18 protein-coding genes are annotated in these 18,327 nt (G+C 69.0%); 16 read left to right on the top strand and 2 right to left on the bottom strand.

Going from position 1 to position 18,327, the window contains the following annotated elements:
• Positions 1–23: 23 nt before the first annotated feature.
• The 8 genes from BM417_RS37535 to BM417_RS37500 all read left to right on the top strand — a co-directional run bounded on the left by BM417_RS37535 (position 24) and on the right by BM417_RS37500 (position 7,044).
• Positions 24–1,535: an HAL/PAL/TAL family ammonia-lyase gene (locus tag BM417_RS37535; RefSeq protein WP_245822490.1), complete on the top strand. Its 1,512-nt coding sequence runs from the start codon at positions 24–26 to the stop codon at positions 1,533–1,535.
• A gap of 50 nt (positions 1,536–1,585) precedes the next feature.
• Positions 1,586–2,290: an L-tyrosine 3-hydroxylase gene (locus BM417_RS37530; RefSeq protein WP_143138972.1), complete on the top strand. Its 705-nt coding sequence runs from the start codon at positions 1,586–1,588 to the stop codon at positions 2,288–2,290.
• 13 nt (positions 2,291–2,303) lie between these two features.
• The gene (locus BM417_RS37525) at positions 2,304–2,960 is read left to right on the top strand and encodes an O-methyltransferase (RefSeq protein ID WP_245822488.1); all 657 of its coding nucleotides are present in this window, start codon (positions 2,304–2,306) and stop codon (positions 2,958–2,960) included.
• 72 nt (positions 2,961–3,032) lie between these two features.
• The gene (locus tag BM417_RS37520) at positions 3,033–3,983 is read left to right on the top strand and encodes an LLM class F420-dependent oxidoreductase (RefSeq protein WP_093604492.1); all 951 of its coding nucleotides are present in this window, start codon (positions 3,033–3,035) and stop codon (positions 3,981–3,983) included.
• 2 nt (positions 3,984–3,985) lie between these two features.
• The gene (locus BM417_RS37515; protein WP_093604359.1) at positions 3,986–4,555 is read left to right on the top strand and encodes a TetR/AcrR family transcriptional regulator; all 570 of its coding nucleotides are present in this window, start codon (positions 3,986–3,988) and stop codon (positions 4,553–4,555) included.
• Positions 4,556–4,596: 41 nt separating this feature from the next.
• Positions 4,597–5,880 carry a glycosyltransferase gene (locus BM417_RS37510; RefSeq protein ID WP_143138971.1) on the top strand — a complete coding sequence of 428 codons (1,284 nt, stop codon included), beginning with the start codon at positions 4,597–4,599 and terminating at the stop codon, positions 5,878–5,880.
• Between the two features lie 93 nt (positions 5,881–5,973).
• Positions 5,974–6,477, top strand: coding sequence for an MmpS family transport accessory protein (locus BM417_RS37505; protein WP_093604355.1), 504 nt, complete (start codon positions 5,974–5,976; stop codon positions 6,475–6,477).
• 42 nt (positions 6,478–6,519) lie between these two features.
• Positions 6,520–7,044: a hypothetical protein gene (locus tag BM417_RS37500; RefSeq protein WP_093604353.1), complete on the top strand. Its 525-nt coding sequence runs from the start codon at positions 6,520–6,522 to the stop codon at positions 7,042–7,044.
• A 44-nt stretch (positions 7,045–7,088) separates the two neighbouring features.
• Here the strand turns inward: BM417_RS37500 and BM417_RS37495 are convergent, their stop codons facing one another.
• Positions 7,089–7,547, bottom strand: a complete 459-nt coding sequence (locus BM417_RS37495) for a peroxiredoxin (protein ID WP_093604351.1) — start codon at positions 7,545–7,547, stop codon at positions 7,089–7,091.
• 31 nt (positions 7,548–7,578) lie between these two features.
• On the opposite strand from BM417_RS37495, the gene BM417_RS37490 reads away from it, so the two are divergent.
• The 8 genes from BM417_RS37490 (at position 7,579) to treZ (ending at position 17,898) form a co-directional block, all read left to right on the top strand.
• Positions 7,579–8,490, top strand: a complete 912-nt coding sequence (locus BM417_RS37490) for a LacI family DNA-binding transcriptional regulator (protein WP_093604349.1) — start codon at positions 7,579–7,581, stop codon at positions 8,488–8,490.
• Between the two features lie 13 nt (positions 8,491–8,503).
• Complete coding sequence (locus BM417_RS37485) at positions 8,504–8,929, top strand: RidA family protein (RefSeq protein ID WP_093604347.1); 426 nt, start codon at positions 8,504–8,506, stop codon at positions 8,927–8,929.
• A 105-nt stretch (positions 8,930–9,034) separates the two neighbouring features.
• Positions 9,035–10,849, top strand: coding sequence for a 4-alpha-glucanotransferase (locus tag BM417_RS37480; RefSeq protein ID WP_093604345.1), 1,815 nt, complete (start codon positions 9,035–9,037; stop codon positions 10,847–10,849).
• A 94-nt stretch (positions 10,850–10,943) separates the two neighbouring features.
• The gene (locus BM417_RS37475; RefSeq protein ID WP_093604343.1) at positions 10,944–11,246 is read left to right on the top strand and encodes a hypothetical protein; all 303 of its coding nucleotides are present in this window, start codon (positions 10,944–10,946) and stop codon (positions 11,244–11,246) included.
• A 120-nt stretch (positions 11,247–11,366) separates the two neighbouring features.
• The gene (locus BM417_RS50155; protein WP_093604341.1) at positions 11,367–11,915 is read left to right on the top strand and encodes a zinc ribbon domain-containing protein; all 549 of its coding nucleotides are present in this window, start codon (positions 11,367–11,369) and stop codon (positions 11,913–11,915) included.
• 129 nt (positions 11,916–12,044) lie between these two features.
• The gene (glgX, locus tag BM417_RS37465; protein WP_093604339.1) at positions 12,045–14,150 is read left to right on the top strand and encodes a glycogen debranching protein GlgX; all 2,106 of its coding nucleotides are present in this window, start codon (positions 12,045–12,047) and stop codon (positions 14,148–14,150) included.
• A complete protein-coding gene (gene treY / locus BM417_RS37460; RefSeq protein ID WP_093604337.1) occupies positions 14,150–16,228 on the top strand; it encodes a malto-oligosyltrehalose synthase in 2,079 nt (692 codons plus the stop codon). The genes glgX and treY overlap by 1 nt, the downstream gene beginning before the upstream one ends.
• Entirely contained in the window at positions 16,225–17,898 is a 1,674-nt protein-coding gene (gene treZ, locus BM417_RS37455) for a malto-oligosyltrehalose trehalohydrolase (RefSeq protein ID WP_093604335.1), read from the top strand. Before treY ends, treZ begins: the two co-directional genes overlap by 4 nt.
• Here the strand turns inward: treZ and BM417_RS37450 are convergent.
• Complete coding sequence (locus BM417_RS37450) at positions 17,817–18,161, bottom strand: ANTAR domain-containing protein (protein ID WP_245822486.1); 345 nt, start codon at positions 18,159–18,161, stop codon at positions 17,817–17,819. The genes treZ and BM417_RS37450 overlap by 82 nt on opposite strands.
• Between the last annotated feature and the right edge of the window lie 166 nt (positions 18,162–18,327).

The following is an 18,327-nucleotide window of genomic DNA, read 5'->3' as shown; positions in this document are numbered from 1 at the left end:
CTCCCAAGTCATCTGGAGGCATCGTGCCTGTCGGAACATCTTCTGCTGTCCTGAATCTGGCCGCACACCTCGCACCGGCGCAGCTCGAACTGGCCCGTGATCCGTTGCACGTCGAACTGCCGGCGGACGTGCGCGCACGGATCGCGCGCTGCCATGAGTTCGTGCTCGAAGTCAGCTCGTCCGGACGCGCCATCTACGGTGTCACAACGGGTTTCGGCCCGCTCGTCGAGTTCGAGGGCCGCGCGGACAGCGCCGGCCAGAGCGACAACACCATCCTCCACCACATCGTCGGCCACGGTGAACTGCTGCCGCCGGCGGTCGCTCGCGCGGCTGTGCTCACGCGACTGTTCTCTTTGGCGCAGGGGCGATCCGGAGTGTCCGAGCAGGTCGTGGACTCGCTGACTGCCATGCTGGACACCGAGTTCGCCCCAGCGGTACCACGTTTGGGGTCAGTCGGTGCGAGTGGAGACCTCCAGCCACTGGCCTATGTGGCCCATGCGTTGCGCGGTAACGGGAACGCGTTCTTCCAAGGACGACTGATGCCCGCCGAGGAAGCGCTTACCCGGGCAGGGCTCCGGAAACTCGTGCTCGAGGGCCGGGACGCGCTCGCGTTGGTGAACGGCATTTCGGTGACCGCCGCAGCTCTCGGACTCGCTGTCGCACAGGCGGTTCGCGCGCGGCGGACGGCGGAGTTGTTGTCCGCCTTGATGACCGACGTCCTCGGCTGCGGTGTCGAGTTCACGTCGGTTGGACTACTGGCGGCGTTCGGGCATCCGGACGTCGCTGAAACGGGTGCGGCCATTAGAAGTTGGCTCGAAGGGAGTAAGCCATCCGGGGAGCGCCCGCTGCAGGAGCCCTACAGCATCCGGTGCACTCCGCAGCTGATCGGCGCGGCCGGCACGAGCGTGCGGCACGCGGACGAGGTGGTGCGCCGCGACCTCAACGGCGTGAGCGACAACCCGTTGTTCTTCCCGGAGACCGGGGAGGTCGTGCACGGCGGCAACTTCTTCGGCCAGCCCAGCGCTTTCGCGGCCGACCAGCTCAACGTCGCCCTGGTGCAGCTGGGCAACCTGGCCGAACGCCAGCTCGACCTGCTGGTGGATCCCCACCGCACCAACGGGTTGCCGCCGATGCTCAGCCCGCTTCCCGGTCAGCACCACGCGCTCCAGGGCGTGCAGTTGTGCACGACGGCCACCGTCGTCGCGATGCGCAGGGCCGCCGCACCCGCCTCGATGCAAAGCATGCCAACGAACCTGCACAACCAGGACGTCGTCCCGTTCGGCACGCAGGCCGCGTTCACCGCGCTCGACCAGGCGCGGCTGCTGCGGTATCTGCACGCGGGCCTCGCGATCGCGCTGCGCCAGGCCGTGCACGTCGGCGCGCGCCGTCCGCAGGGTCCACGGCTCGCGGAGGTGTTCGACCGGATCGCGCAGGTGGTGCCGCCGATCGTGGAGGACCGGCCGCTGGACACCGCGCTGGGCAGGGTCGCGGATCTCCTCGACGTCGTCGTGTCCGAAGTGGAGGGTGGGCGATGAGCGCTCCCGCCTGCGTGCCCGCGTGGGGGCACACCTGGGTCGACCTGCCCGTGCTGCGGCTGCCGATGCCGGAGGCGGAACTGATTCCGTGCGCGGACCGCTGCTTTCAGATTCCGATCGTCATCAACGCCCCGGAAGACCCGGTGCAGCGTGCCGTGCACCGGTGGTTTCTCGGCCATCACGGCGCATTTCTGGTCTGGAAGTTTCTTTCGGATTCACTCGATCGGTTGATACGCGAGCCTGATTCGCAACTAGTCCGCCTCACTGCGCTTGGATACGACGCGTACTCGGTGATGCTTGCCTATTCGGGCAGTTGTTCCCGTGAGGTGTACGAGGACGTCATCCGGCCGATGATGGTGACGTTCGACCCGGCGTTCAGCGGGCGATGGGCACGTGACTACGAGCCACTGCCCGGCCTGCTGCGCCGGGCGCGTACCGCACTGGGGCCCGCGGCGGCCGCACCGCTCTCCTCTGCGAGCAAGGCGAACCTGGTGGCACACAAGGAGGTCATGCGCAGACTCGTGCCCGGCGGCCCGTCGCTGCTGCGCGAGTCCGGCCGTACGAGCGCGCCCACCACCGAAGCCGAACGCGCCCGGTTCGACGAGTTCTTCCTGGTCAGCCGGGAGTGCGTGTGCGTGAGTCGCTACCAGGCGCACCGCACCGCCATCTTGTCCGCGATCGGTCATGACCTCGCGAAACACCCGCTGAGCCCCGAGTACGGAGAGACACTCAGGACGTTCGCCACCCGACTATGAGAGAAGGCCGCGCGTGAACGACTTCAAGACCGTGGTCATGACCCCGCAGATCTACCGCTACGTGCGCGAGCAGGCCGGTCAGCCGAGCGCCGTGCAGGAGAAGCTGATCGCCCGCACGGCCGAGCTCGGCGACTCGGCGGAGATGCAGATCCCGCACGAGCAGGCGGTCCTGCTGTCGTTGCTGGTCAAGCTCACCGGCGCGCAGACGGTCGTCGAGGTCGGCACCTACACGGGGTACTCCACGCTGGCGTTCGCGCAGGCGCTTCCCCCGTCCGGCAAGGTCATCACCTGCGACCTCTCGACCGAGTGGACCACGATCGCCGAGGAGGCGTGGCAGGCGGCGGGCGTGCGCGACCGGATCGAGCTGCGGATCGGCGCCGCCGCCCAGACGCTGGCCGAGCTGCCCGAGGAACCGGTCATCGACCTGGTGTTCATCGACGCCGACAAGGTCGGGTACGTCCACTACTGGGAGCTGCTGGTGCCGCGGGTGCGGCAGGGCGGCCTGCTGCTCGCCGACAACACGCTCTACTACGGCGAGGCCGCCGACGAGCAGCCGGAGGGCAACGCCGCCGCGATCGACGCCTTCAACAAGTTCGTGCGCAGGGACTCGCGCGTGGAGTCGGTGCTGGTGCCGATCGCGGACGGCCTGACGATGGCCCGCAAGAAGTAGGCAGGGAGGCGCGAGGTTGTGAGCATACCGACCGGTCGGTAGGGTGGCCTCCAAGTCGACATGGAGGCGTTCATGGCTCGTTGGGGAATCACGCTGCCGCTGATCGGTGTGCCGGTGCTGGAGCACCGCGCGCTGGTGTCCGAGCTCGCCGGCCTCGGCTACACGGACGTGTGGTCGGCCGAGACGACGGGCACCGACGCGTTCACGCCGCTCGCACTGGCCGCGCAGTGGTCCTCCGAGCTGCGCTTCGGCACGGCGATCGCGCCGGTGTACACGCGCGGCCCGGCCACGCTGGCGATGACCGCGGCGACCCTGGCCGAGGTGACCGGTGGCCGGTTCGTGCTGGGCATCGGCTCGTCGTCGCCCGCGATCGTGCAGCGCTGGAACGCGATTCCGTTCGAGGAGCCGTTCAAGCGCACCCGCGACACGCTGCGGTTCCTGAAGGCCGCCCTGGCGGGGGAGAAGGTCAGCGCCGACTACGACACGTTCTCGGTGAAGGGCTTCAAGCTGGAGCGCCCGCCTGCCGAGAAGGTGCCGATCATGCTCGCGGCGCTGCGGCCGAACATGCTGCGGCTGGCCGGTCGCGAGGCCGACGGCGCCATCACCAACTGGCTCGCCGCCACCGACGTGCCGCAGGTGCGAACGGAGCTGGGTGACGCGGAGCTCGCGGCCCGGATCTTCGTCTGCCCGACCGAGGACGCCGACGCCGCGCGGGCGTTGGGACGCATGCTGATCAGCACCTATCTGACCGTGCCCGCCTACGCGGCGTTCCACGACTGGCTGGGCCGCGGTGAGGCGCTGCGCCCGATGCACGAGGCGTGGGCGGCGGGCGACCGCAAGGCCGCGTCGAAGTCGATCCCGGACGAGGTCGTGGACGCACTGGTCGTGCACGGGTCGCTGGACCAGTGCCGTTCGCGCGTCGCCGAGTACCAGGCCGCAGGTGTCGACACCCCGATCATCGCGCTGCTCCCGACCGGTGGCGACCAGATCGAACAGGTACGCGCACTGGCACCGAAGGCCTAGCGATGCCTGGCGCGACCGAGCAGAAGATCATCGACGCGGCCGTGCGCCTGTTCGCGTCGCAGGGCTACGACGCGACATCGGTGCAGGAGATCGTCACGGCCGCCCAGGTGACCAAGGGCGCGCTCTACCACTACTTCCGGGCGAAGGACGACCTGCTCTTCGAGATCTACCGGCTGCTGATCACGTCCCAGTCCGCCGACATGGACCGGATCATCGGCCTCGGCCTGCCCGCGGGCGAGACGGTGCGCGAGATCCTGGCGTCGCTCGTCACCTCGACGGCCGAACGGGTCGACGAGACGGCGGTGTTCGTCCGCGAGCTGCACCGGCTCGGCGAGGACCGGATGACCGACTTCCGGGCCGAACGCCGCCGCTACCACGAGACGTTCCTCGCGGTCGTGGAGAAGGGGCAGGCGGACGGCGAGTTCAGCTCCGTCGTGCCCGCGGACACCGTCGTGCGGATCGCGCTGGGCGTGGTCAACCAGCTGCCCATGTGGTTCCGGCCGGACGGCCAGAAGACGCCTGCCGTGCTGGCCGGGGAGATCGCGGACTTCGTGCTGGCCGGATTGAGATGACGAATTAGGGCGCGTTAAGCGCGATCTGATCGACTACCGCCGTGCCCCGTCTGAGCCTCTTGTTCGCGACCATGCCCGTACCCGGTCACGTCGCGCCGTTGCTGCCCATCGCCCGCACGCTGACCGAGCGCGGCCACCACGTCCGCTGGTGCACCGGCGAGGTGTTCGCGGACAGGATCGCCGCCACCGGCGCGGAGTTCGTCGCGATGGACCCGTCGATCGACCACCAGGGCCGCAACGTCGACGAGCTGTTCCCCGAACGCACCAGGCTCAAGGGCATCGCGAAGCTGCGCCACGACATGACCGCGGTGTTCCTGGACCCGATCCCCGCGCAGGTCGCCGACCTGCGACGGGTGCTGGCAGAACGCCCGGCCGACCTCGTCGTGCACGACGCCGCGTACGTCGGCGCGACCGTGCTCGAACAGCTCGGCGGGCCCCGCGCCGTCAGCGTCGGTGTCACGCCGATGATGCTGCCCGCGCCGGACGTGCCGCCGTTCGGACCTGGTCTGCGGCATCGGACCGGCTTGGTGGCGCGGCTGAGGTACGCGGCCGTGCGCGGGCTGCTGGACAACGTGGTGTTCAAGCCCGTGTTCGACCACCGCGACCGGATTCTCGCCGGACTCGGCCTGCCCGAGGGCGAACGCCAGCTCGCGAGCGTGTCGGAGCACCTGCACCTGCAGAACGGCATCGCCGGCCTGGAACACCCGCGCGCCTTCATGCCGCCGCAGGTGAAGTTCGTCGGCGCGCTGGTCGACCCGGCCCCGGCGACCGCGCTGCCGGACTGGTGGGAGCGCATGATGACCGCCGGACGCCCGATCGTGCACGTCACCCAGGGCACGGTCGCGGACATGGACCTCGGACAGCTCGTGCTGCCCACGATCCGCGCTCTGGCCGACGAGAACGTCACGGTCGTCGCCAGCACCGGCGCGCACGACGTGGGCCCGTTGCCCGCCAACGTCTTCACCGCGCCGTTCCTGCCCTACGACCGGCTGCTGCCCGAACTCGCCGCGATGGTCACCAACGGCGGGCTCGGCGGTGTGCAACTCGCGCTGGCCCAGGGCGTCCCGCTGGTCGTGGCGGGCACGACAGAGGACAAGCCCGAGGTCGCCGCCCGTGTCGAACGGTCCGGCGCCGGGCTGAACCTGCGCACCTCGACGCCGTCGGAGAAGGCGATCAAGGCGGCCGTGCGCCAGGTGCTGGACGGCGGGACGTTCCGGCTGCGGGCCCGCGAACTCGCGGCGGAGTACCGGCGGCACGACGCCGGCCCGCTCAGCGCCGACCACGTCGAACAGCTCGCGCCGGCCGGTGCGGTGCGGGCGGGCTGATCCGGCCGACGCGGATCCTTCTGGCGCTGCACCGCGTCCCAGTGGCGGTAACGGCGGGAGTCGCGAGATCGACTCCCTGGGCAGGGGGACTCCATGGCGCACCAACCGCCCGAATACGGCATCGCACCACCGCTGCACGAGCCGCCCAGGTCGTCGAAGTGGCCCTGGGTGCTGTTGCTGATCACGGTGCTGGTGGTCGCGGGCGCACTCGCGTTCGGCAACCACGTGACGACCATGCTGGAGCGCACCTTCAGCTCCTCGGACAGCTCCTCGACGGGCACCGAGGTTCCGCTGGAACCCGTCGAGTCGCCCGCACCGGCCACCCGGACCGTCGTGTTCGAGGTGACCGGCACCGGCAAGGCGTTCAACGTCACCGCGACGGTCGGCGCGTCCATCCACAACGAGGCGAGCGTGACGCTGCCGTGGACGCGCACCGTCGAGGTGCCCGCCGGTCCCGCGGCCGAGTCCGTGATGCTCGTGGTGGTCGCGGGCCCGGACGGCGCCGAGGTGCACGGGAAGTACACGATCGACGGCACGACTGTCCGCGAGGGCAAGGCGTCCGGGCCCTACGGCGTTCTGACGATCACCGACTCCTGAGCGCCTCGTAACGGCTGTCCTTCGCAGGACGAAGGACGTCGCATGTATCGCATTGCCGCCGGCATCCTCGCCACCACTCTGCTCACCGCGTGCGGCTCGCCGTCGACCAGCAGCCCGACCGGCTCGACCAACACTCCGGTGATCCAGGCGGAGAACAAGCCCGCGACGCCCAAGACCGCCGAAGAAGTCACCAACGCACTGGCTCAGAAGATCCCCAGTCTGAAGCTGACCAAGGTCTTCACCGCCGAAGACGATCCGAACAAGCAGCTCGGACGACCGAACGGCTACACGTCCAAGACCGCGTTCACCGATACCCGTGTCGCGGTCGAGGGACTGGTGGCGATCACCAAGGAGAACGACACCCTGCGAGGTGGAGGGGTCGAGGTGTTCGCCGACGAGGCCGCGGCCAAGGCACGCATGGATTACATCCAGTCCATTGGCAAGCAGACTCCGTTGCTCGTCGAGTACGACTACGTCACGGGTGGTGTGCTGGTCCGGGTGTCGAAGCAGCTGACGCCGACCCAGGCGAAGGAGTACGAGACCGCTCTCGCCGGGATCATCGGCTAGCCGCACGTCCGGTTGCAGAGCAACCGAACGTGACGGGCGGCCGTCTACCGAACGGCTCGCTCACGCAGTGCCGCCAGCGCCTTGTCCGCGTGCGCGTTCATCGAGAACTCGCTCTTGACCACCTCGATGATCTCGCGGCCGGCGCCGATGACGAACGTGTGCCGCTTGACCGGGATCGGCCCGAACCGGCGCCGCACGCCGTACTGCTCCGCGACGTCGCCACCGACGTCGGCGAGCAGCGGGTAGTCGAAGCCGTTCAGCTCGGCGAACTCCTTCTGCTTCGCCACGTCGTCCATCGAGATCCCGACGCGCTGGGCTCCGGCCTCTTCGAACTCCTTGGCGAGGTCGCGGAAGTGACAGCTCTGCGCGGTGCACCCGGACGTCATCGCCGCGGGGTAGAAGAAGAGCACGACCGGGCCGTCCTCGAGCAGCGTCGACAGCTTGCGGTCGGTGCCGTCCTGGTCGGGCAGCGTGAAGTCGGGGGCGAGGTCGCCGGGCTTCATGGATCTCCAATACGCTCGGGCCGTGACCAGCATGTCCGACGTGGCCAAGGCCGCAGGGGTGTCCGCTGCGACCGTATCGCGTGCGCTGCGAGGCGAACCGGGCGTGTCCGAGGCGACCAGGCAGCACGTGAGCGACGTCGCGCGCCGGATGAAGTACGCGATCGCCCGCGACGCCTCCTCTTTGGCCGGTGGACGCCGGTACGCGATCGCCGTGCTGACGTCCGAGGTCAGTCCCGTGCTGGCGGGCGCGGAGGGCGCGTTGCGGCAGGCCGGGTACGACGTGCTGCTCTACGTCCTGGGTGACGCGGACGCGCGCGCGAAGTTCTTCGACGAGCTGCCGCTGGGGCGCCGGGTGGACGGTGTGCTGCTGCTGTCGATGTCGCTGTCCTCTTCGGAACAGGTCGCGCTGGAGTCGTTGGAGGTCCCGCACGTCACGGTCGACGACACCGATCTCCGCTACGCGCTGCGGACCGCCGTGTCCCACCTGCAGGCTCTCGGGCATCGCGAGGTGGCCCTGGTGCTGGCCGACGGCGTGGACGAGTCCTACGACGAGATCCTGGTCGCCGCAGGGCTCGAGGTTCGTCCCGAGTGGACGGTGTGGTGCTCGCCGACCGTCGACGGCGGCGAGCAGGTGGTCGACGTGCTGCTCGACGGCGAACGGCTGCCGACCGCGGTGATCAGCTCGAACGGCGCCGCGGCGGTCGGGATCTTCCTGCGCATGCAGCGGGACGGGCGCGCGGTGCCGGACGAGGTGTCGATCGTGTCGCTGGACGGGCAGGAGCTCACCCGCGTGGTCGGGCTGACCGCCGTCGAGGGGGCGGCGAAACAGCAGGGGGAGCGGGCGGTCGCCGACCTGTTCACGCTGATCAGGGGTGGCGAGATCGAACCGGCGGAGCACCCGGTGCGGCTGGTCGTGCGCAACTCCAGCGGGCCGGCCGCCTGAGTAGGGTGGCGCCATGCCCGCCCAGGAACGCCTGACCGAACTGCCCGGCCTGCCGACGACGCCCGGCTACGCCCACGCGGTGACGGTCACCGGCACGCTCGCGTTCGTCTCCGGTCAGGTGGCGGTGGACGCGCAGGGGTGCGCGGTCGGCGTGGACGACCTCGCGGCGCAGACGCGGCAGGCCCTCAGCAATCTTCATCACGTCATCAGAAATCTCGGCGCCGACTGGTCGGATGTCATCAAGTTCACCTGGTTCGTGCTTGATGCGTCGGAGGTTCAGACCATTCGTGACGTGCGGGACGAGATTCTGCGGCCCGCGCTGGGAGAAGTGCCCAACCCTGCCAGCACGCTGGTTCAGGTGGCGGCTTTGTTCGGCCCCGATTTCCTGGTCGAGGTCGAGGCGGTCGTGGCTATTCCAGGTGAAGCATCGGATGTCTAAGTAAATGCATCTCTGCGTAGGTGTCTCGACCGGCCTGCACCCATCGGGTGACCAGGGACCATTTGCTCTGGTAATGCGGACCGGGCTATGACATAGCTTGTACCTGTGGAGGAGTTGGTGGCGCGGCTGGCGGACGCTTGGGGCGTTGCCACACGGTACGAAAACGCGGACCAGCAAGAGGTCGTGGTCGATCGCGAGGTCGTCGTCAAGGTCCTCGCCCAGTTCGGCGTCGACGCGTCCACTGAGGACTCCGTCGCCCGCGCGCTCGCCGAGATCGAACGGCTGCGGGCCGAGCAGAAGCTCCCGCCCACGATCGTCATCCGCGAGTACGAGACGTACGACCTTCGCGGCCCCGCGACCATCGAGCTCGAGGACGGCACCTCGTTCGCCGTCGAACGGCACGTGCCGGACTCCGTTCCGCTCGGCTGGCATCGCGTCGTGACCGAGGACCAGACCGTCACGCTCGCCGTCGCGCCCAGGACGCTGCCGGACGTCCCGCACACCTGGGGCTGGATGCTCCAGCTCTACGCCGCGCGGTCGAACGAGTCGTGGGGGATGGGCGACTTCGCCGACCTCGCCACGATCGCCCGCCGGAGCAGCCTCGAACTCGACGCCGGCGTCGTGCTCGTCAACCCCGTGCAGGCGCCGTCGCCGACGCATCCCGTCGAGCGCTCGCCGTACTCGCCGACCAGCCGCCGGTTCGCGAACCCGCTGTACCTGCGCGTCACCGACACGGCCGAGTTCCTTCAGGCCTGCCCGCGCACCCGCCAGCTCATCCGCGACCTCAGGCCCAGCAACCACGAGCTGATCGACTACGACGAGATCTGGGACGCCAAGAAGCAGGCCCTGGAGCTGCTCTTCCCCGGCGGCGACGTCGAGATGGACGCCGAGCTGGAGAAGTTCGCCACGTACTGCGCGCTCGCCGAGATCCACGGCAAGGACTGGCGCACGTGGCCCGCGGACCGGGCCGAGCCGCCGGCCGAACGGGTCGGGTTCTACGCCTGGCTCCAGCACCTCTGCACACGTCAGCTCCAGGACGTCCGGCTCGCCGCGCACGAGGCGGGCATGGCCATCGGCGTCATCCACGACCTCCCGGTGGGCGTCGACCCCGGCGGCGCGGACACGTTCGCGGACCCCGAGGTGTTCGCCATCGACGTCACGGTCGGCGCGCCACCCGACGCGTTCAGCGCGGACGGCCAGGGCTGGGGCCTGCCGCCGTGGCGCCCGGACAAGCTCGCCGAGACCGGCTACCGGCCGTTCCGGCAGGTGCTGCGCAGCGTCCTCCAGCACGCCGACGGCATCCGCATCGACCACGTCGCCGGCCTCTGGCGGCTCTGGTGGATCCCGCCGGGCGAGCCGCCGTCGCGCGGCACGTACGTTCACTACGACTCCGACGCCATGCTCGGCGTGCTCGCGCTGGAGGCGTACCGGGCCGGCGCCGTCGTGGTCGGCGAGGACCTCGGCACGGTCGAGCCGGTCGTCACGAAGACGTTGCAGGAGAACGGCATGCTGACCAGCGCCGTCCTCTACTTCCAGCGCGACTACTACGCCGAGGGGCACCCGCTGATCCCGCCGTCGCAGTGGAACCCGAACCAGATGGCCAGCATCTCCACGCACGACCTGCCGACCGCGGCGACGTTCTTCGCGGGCCCCGACGGCCCCGACTTCGACGCGTTGATGAGGCAGGAGGGCATCAAGACGGCGGACAGGGTCGAAGGCGCCCACGAACTGCTCGCGCAGGCCCCCTGCGCGTTGGTCCTGACTTCACCTCAGGACGCTCTGCGGGAAACCCGGCAGCCCAACGTGCCGGGCACGATCGACGAGCACCCGAACTGGAGAATTCCCCTGCCGGTGGCATTGGATGATTTCTTTCCACGAGTCCGGGAAGTCACCCGGCCACTGCGCAACCGCGGAAGATGAAACTTTTGCGTAACAGCAGGTCATAGACCTGGGGAGTACTGTAAGGCCGTCACCGGACGGCGGAAGACGAACGTTCTTGGAGGTGGCGTACCAAATGAGCTCAGCCGTGGGCACGCGGACATCGACCGGCGTGCTTGAACTGGCAGTCGAGCAGGTCCTCGCTTCGGTGAGGCCCACCGCGCTCGGCGACCCGGTGGTCGGGGCACGGCGCGCGGAGGAATCCCTGCGTGACGCGCTGCGGGACGCAGGCCCCGTCGACGACAACACCGCCCTGCAGTACGCGCTGGCGTGCGCGGAGGCCGCTTGTGAACACCTGAAGTACGCGGAGATCCAGGAAGCCCGCACGTTGCTGACCGCTGCCCGCGGCCAGTTGGTGCTGGCGCACGAAGGAGTGTGACTGCGTCCGGTAGTCGCCGATGGGTGACGATCACACGATCGAATCAAGCCGCTCCCACTCTCGTGAGGACCTTGCTGTAGCGAGCCCGGAACTGTCAGTGCTCGCTCGCAGGGTTCGGGTGTGATCGTCCACCAGGCGTACCGGTTCGCATTGGACCCGACCCCGACCCCGGCCCAGGCGCGGGCATCGTCCGCGCGCCTCGGTGCCGCTTGGTTCGCGGTCGACTTGGGCCTGACGCCGGTTTTGCGGTGGTCGCTGCCCGCGGTGCGAAACTGGTCCGACCCCGCGCGGGACGCGCGATGCGGTTTCCAGGGTTCGAGTCGAAACGCCGTGCGGGCGATCGCCGACACCGGATTCGGAGAGATTCGGCGGCAACCGGCGTACAAGACGCGGTGGCGGGGTAGTTGTCTGGTCGTGGCCGACCGTTGGTACCCGTCGTCGAAGACCTGCTCGGACTGTGGCGTGGTGAAAGCCGAGCGTCCGCTGCACGTCCGGGTGTTTCGCCGCGGGCCGCGGGTCGGCCGCGATCTCAACGCCGCGCACGACCTCACCTCGTTGGTGACAAGACGCACAACAGGTACCGGAGAGGCTGGAGACCTGGAGTCGCAAGGCTCGAACGGACGCGGAGCCGACCGGAAGACCCACGTCGCGTGGGCTGGTGGCCCTTGAAACGTCCACCCCGCACCGGGCAACCGGATCAGACGAGGACCTGACCTGCCGGTCACTACGACGTGATGCCACGACGTTGTCGCACGGATATGGTCTGTCGGTAGCTAGTCTCTCGTGACGAGGAGCATTGTGCGACCCTGGCCTGGAAGGCCCTACCCGCTTGGCGCCGGCTACGACGGCGTGGGCACGAACTTCGCCCTGTTCTCCGAAGTCGCGGAGTACGTCGAGCTCTGCCTCTTCGACGAGGACGGCACGGAGACACGCGTGAGGCTGCCGGAGGTGGACGGTTTCGTCCACCACGGCTACCTGCTGGGCGTCGGCCCAGGGCAGCGGTACGGGTACCGCGTGCACGGGCCGCACGACCCCTCCCGAGGCCTCCGGTGCAACCCCAACAAGCTGCTGATCGACCCGTACGCCAAGGCCATCTCGAACGGCCTGGCGTGGGACGAGGCCCTGTACGGGTACAAGTTCGGGTCGCCGGACGAGCGCAACGACGAGGACTCCGCTCCTCACGTGCCGAAGTCCGTGGTGGTGAACCCGTTCTTCGACTGGACGAACGACAGGCTGCCCAGGACGCCGTACAACGAGAGCGTCATCTACGAGGCGCACGTTCGCGGGCTCACCATCGACCACCCCGAGATCCCGCCGCGGCTGCGGGGCACCTACGCGGGGCTCGCGCATCCGGTGATGATCGACCACCTGACCAAGCTCGGGGTCACGGCCGTCGAGCTGATGCCGGTGCACCAGTTCATCAGCGATCACACGCTGGCCGAGCGGCGTTTGAACAACTACTGGGGTTACAACACCATCGGGTTCTTCGCGCCGCACGACGGTTACTCGGCGTTGCCGCTGAACCAGGTGCAGGAGTTCAAGGGCATGGTCCGCGCCATGCACCAGGCGGGGATCGAGGTGATTCTCGACGTCGTCTACAACCACACGGCGGAGGGCAACCACCTCGGGCCGACGTTGTCGATGCGCGGGATCGACAACGAGTCGTACTACCGGCTTGAGGACGACGACCCGCAGTACTACACGGACTACACGGGCACCGGTAACTCGCTGAACGTGCGCTCACCGCACACGTTGCAGCTCATCATGGACTCGCTGCGGTACTGGGTCACCGAGATGCACGTCGACGGCTTCCGGTTCGACCTGGCGGCGACGCTGGCGCGCGAGTTCTACGACGTGGACCGGCTGGCGACGTTCTTCGAGGTCGTGCAGCAGGACCCGGTGGTGTCGCAGGTCAAGCTGATCGCGGAGCCGTGGGACGTCGGGCCCGGTGGGTACCAGGTCGGCAACTTCCCTCCACTGTGGACGGAGTGGAACGGCAAGTTCCGTGACACGGTCCGCGACTTCTGGCGTGGTGAGCCGGCGACGATGGGCGAGTTCGCGTCGCGCATCACCGGCAGCAGCGACCTCTACCAGGACGACGGTCGGCGGCCGTACGCGTCGATCAACTTCGTGACGGCCCACGACGGCTTCACGCTCAACGACCTGGTGTCGTACAACGACAAGCACAACGAGGCCAACGGCGAGGACAACCGCGACGGCGAGGACCACAACCGTTCGTGGAACTGCGGCGTCGAGGGGCCGACCGACGACGAGGAAGTCCTCACGCTCCGGCGGCGGCAGCGGCGGAACCTGATGGCGACGATGTTGTTGTCGCAGGGTGTGCCGATGATCGTGAACGGCGACGAGTTCGGGCGTACGCAGAACGGCAACAACAACGCGTACTGCCAGGACAACGAGGTCTCGTGGGTCGACTGGTCGTTGCTGGAGGCCAACTCCGAGCTGAACGAGTTCACCTCGGCGCTCGCCGCGTTCCGCAAGGCGCACCCGGTGTTCCGGCGCAAGCGCTTCTTCGCGGGCAGGCCGATCCGCAAGGGCGAGGAACTGCGCGACATCGCCTGGTTCACGCCGGCCGGTGAGGAGATGACCGAGCAGAACTGGGAGGACGACCTCGGCAAGTGCATCACCGTCTTCCTCAACGGTGAGGGCATTCCCGACCTGGACTCGCGCGGCATGCGGGTGGTCGACGACTCGTTCCTGATGGCGTTCAACGCGCACTACGAGGACATCCAGGTCACGTTGCCCGATCCCGAGTACGGTCCTGAGTGGAGGGTCGTCGTGGACACCACGACCGGCGAGGTCGGCGGCAACGAGAAGCCGATCGCCGCGTCCGGGCAGCTGTCGCTGACCGCGCGGTCGCTCGTCGTGCTGCAGCGGGTGGGCTGATGGGCGCACCGTCCTCGACGTACCGCGTTCAGTTCACCCCGTCCTTCACCTTCGCCGACGCCGCCGGTATCGCGGACTACCTGGCGCGCCTGGGGATCGGCGCGCTGTACGCGTCGCCGATGCTCGACGCGCGGGAGGGGTCGACGCACGGCTACGACGTCGTGGACCCGACCCGCGCGCGGCCCGAACTGGGCGGCGACGAGGGACGGGTGGCGCTCCAGGAACAGCTCGACAAGCAGGACCTCGGGCTGGTGGTCGACATCGTGCCGAACCACATGGTCGTGCCGAACCCGTGGTGGGAGGACGTTCTCGAACACGGCCAGGAGTCGAAGTACGCGCGGTACTTCGACATCGACTGGTCGACCGGCAAGGTGCTGCTGCCGGTGCTCGGAGAGGACGCCGAGGACGAGGTCCACGAGCACTACCTGAAAGCGAACTGGCGGCGCGGCAACACCGAGCTGAACTACCGCCGGTTCTTCGACATCACCGAACTCGCGGCGGTGCGCGTCGAGGACCCCGAGGTGTTCGAGGCGACGCACCGCGCGGTGTTGTCGTGGGGCGTCACGGGGTTGCGCGTCGACCACCCGGACGGGCTCGCCGATCCCGGCGGCTACTTCCGGCGGCTGCGCGAGCACTTCGACGGCTGGCTGGTCGTGGAGAAGATCCTCGGGCCGGACGAGTCGCTGCCGCAGAGCTGGCCGGTCGACGGCACGACGGGCTACGACGCGTTGCGCGAGATCTGCGGCGTGTTCATCGCGCCCACCGAGGCCTACGACGGCGACTTCCACTCGGTCGAGCACTCGTCCCGGCAGCAGGTCGCGGACTCGATCCTGGTGGCCGAGGTGCGCCGGATCGCCCGGCTCGTCGAGGGCGTCGGGTTCGAGGACGCCTGCGCGGCCGTCGCCGAGGTGATGGTCAACTTCCCGGTGTACCGCTCGTACCTGCCGGAAGGCCTGCACCACTGGGAGACCGCGGTCAGGCTGAGCAGGTCGCCTGCCGTGCGGGCGTTGGACGAGCAGGTCCGCGCCGACCCGCACGGTGAGCTGGCGACCAGGATCCAGCAGACGTCCGGCATGGTCGTCGCGAAGGGCACCGAGGACACCGCGTTCTACCGGTACACGAACTTCGTGGCACTGAACGAGGTCGGCGGCTCGCCGGACCGGTTCGGCCTGCCCGTCGAGGAGTTCCACCAGCGCGCGGCCCGGCGTGAGTCCGCCGAGCCGAACGCGATGACCGCGCTGTCGACGCACGACACCAAGCGGTCCGAGGACGTGCGCGCCAGGCTGGCCGTGCTGGCGGAGATCCCGGACGAGTACCTGGCGTTCGAAAGCGCGATGAGCGCGAAGCACGGCATCTCCGAGCCGACGCTGAACCGCCTGGCGTGGCAGTCGCTCGTCGGCGCGTGGCCGCTCACCGAGGAACGCCTGGGCCAGTACCTGGAGAAGGCGTCCCGCGAGGCCAAGATCAGGACGTCGTGGGTCGACCGGAACGCCGAGTTCGACGCCGAGGTGGCCGCGTGGCCAGCGAAGGCGTTGAACGAGCCCGAGGTCACGGCGTTCGCCGAACGGATCAAGGCACCCGGCTGGTCGAACTCGCTGGGGCAGAAGCTGGTCCAGCTCACCGCGCCGGGCGTGCCCGACGTGTACCAGGGCACCGAGCTGTGGGACTTCTCGCTGGTCGACCCGGACAACCGCAGGCCCGTCGACTACGAGGTGCGGCGGGACCTGTTGGCGCGCATCGAGTCCGGCTGGCTGCCGGAGGTCGACGACTCGGGCGCGGCGAAGCTTCTCGTGGTGCAGAAGGCTTTGCACGTGCGCAAACGCGGTCTGCACGGCTACCGGCCGCTGCACGCCGAGGGCCCGGCGGCCGAGCACGTGCTCGCGTTCGAACGGTCCGGGGTGATCACGGTGGCGACCCGGCTGCCGGTCGCGCTGGAGCAGAAGGGCTGGCAGGACACGGTTCTGCCGCTGCCGGGTGCGAAGTGGACGGACGTCCTCACCGGGCGTCCGGCGACCGAGGACCTGGCGTCGTTGCTCGACACCTATCCGGTGGCATTGCTGGTGCGGGGGGATCAGTGAGCTTCTCCGTCTGGGCGCCGACGCCCGAGTCGGTGCACGTGCGCGTCGACGGCTTCGACCACGAGATGAAGCGCGACGGCGACTGGTGGTACTCCGACGCCGACGGGACGGACTACGCGTTCGTCATCGAGGGCAAGGCGTACCCGGATCCGCGGTCGCTGTGGCAGCCGGGCGGGGTGCACGAGGCCTCCCGTGTGTACACCCACGAGTTCGCGTGGACCGACAGCGCGTGGACCGGCCGGGCGTTGCCGGGCGGCGTGATCTACGAGCTGCACATCGGCACGTTCACGCCGGAGGGCACGTTCGACGCGGCCATCGGCAGGCTCGACCACCTGGTTGACCTCGGCATCTCGTTCGTGGAGGTCATGCCGGTCAACAGCTTCGACGGCGTCGAGGGCTGGGGCTACGACGGCGTGCTGTGGGGAGCTGTCCATGACCCCTACGGCGGGCCGGACGGGTTCAAGCGGTTCGTGGACGCCTCTCACGCCCGAGGACTCGCCGTGCTGCTCGACGTGGTCTACAACCACCTCGGGCCGTCCGGCGCGTACCTCGACAAGTTCGGGCCGTACTTCGCCGGGCGCAACGACTGGGGTCCGGGCCTGAACCTGGACGGGCCGGGCTCCGACGAGGTGCGCCGGTACGTCATCGACAACGCGCTGCAGTGGCTGCGGGACTTCCACGTCGACGGGCTGCGGCTCGACGCCGTGCACGCGCTGGCGGACAGCCGCGCGACCCACGTCCTCGAAGAGCTGGCCGTCGAGGTGGACGCGCTGTCGGCGTCCGTCGGCCGGCCGCTCACGTTGATCGCCGAGTCCGACCTGAACGACGCCAAGCTCGTGACCGCGCGTGAAGGCGGCGGCTACGGGCTGCAGGCGCAGTGGTCCGACGATCTGCACCACTGCCTGCACGTCGCGCTGACCGGCGAGACCTTCGGCTACTACGAGGACTTCGCGGCGCCTGGAGCGTTGAAGAACACGCTGGAGAAGGTGTTCTTCCACGCCGGCACGTGGTCGTCGTTCCGCGGGAAGCACCACGGCAAACCGGTCGACACGGCGTTGATTCCCGGCTACCGGTTCCTCGCGTACACGCAGAACCACGACCAGATCGGCAACCGCGCCACAGGCGACCGGCTGCCCGCGTCCGTGTCGACCGGGAAGCTGCTGTGCGCGGCGGCGATCGTGCTCACCTCGCCCTACACCCCCATGATCTTCATGGGGGAGGAGTGGGCGGCTTCCACGCCGTGGCAGTTCTTCGCGTCCTTCCCGGACCCGCAGCTCGCGGAGGCCGTTCGGACGGGCCGGCGGCGTGAGTTCTCCCGGCACGGCTGGGGCGAGTCCGACGTGCCGGACCCGATGTCGCCGCAGACCGTCGAAAATTCGCGGCTGCGCTGGGACGAGGCCCGTGAAGGCGACCACGCCGTGGTCCTGGACACCTATCGCGCCCTGATCGCGTTGCGCCGCTCCCGCCCGGAGCTGGCCGATCCGCGGTTGGACAGGTTCGTGGTGGAGCAGGACGGGGAGTGCGTCGTGGCGCACCGCGGAACGATCCGCGTGGTGGTGAACCTCGGCACGACCCCCGTCCCGCTACCTCAGGGAGACGTGCTGCTGACCTCCTCGGCGAACCCGTCCTCGCTTCCACCGGAGTCGTTCGCGGTCGTCGCGTCGACGTGATCCCACAGCACCTGGTCGGCCGGCTCGACGGGCCGTCCCAGGTGCGCGTGCACGAACGCCATGACCAGCCGGTCGGCGGCGACGTGCAGCTTGATGTTGTGATGCTGGGATATGTGCACCAGCAGCTGGAACGCCTGCTGGGGTGTGCAGGGTTTGCGCGCGGCGATCAGGCCTGTGGCCTGCCCAATGACTGTCCGGGACACCAGGGCTTTGCGCAGCCCCGCCACCTCGGCCTCCAGGGCGGTGATTCTCGCGGACGACACCGCCTGCTCCTTTCGCGTCGTCACGGTCACAGCGGCATGCCGGTGTGACGACGGGCTCTGGAGCTGCATTGCGAAGGGCGGGCACACCCAGGGCAAGCCGTCACATCGGCTTGCGGCTGGGTTCTCAACCGCGAGTGATCACCTTATCAACTGTTTCGAGCCGTGC

Origin of the sequence: Lentzea waywayandensis (assembly GCF_900115955.1) — a bacterium.
GTDB lineage: Bacteria > Actinomycetota > Actinomycetes > Mycobacteriales > Pseudonocardiaceae > Lentzea > Lentzea waywayandensis.
Note: the sequence above shows the minus strand (reverse complement) of the source record. Positions and strands in the feature narration are given on the sequence as shown.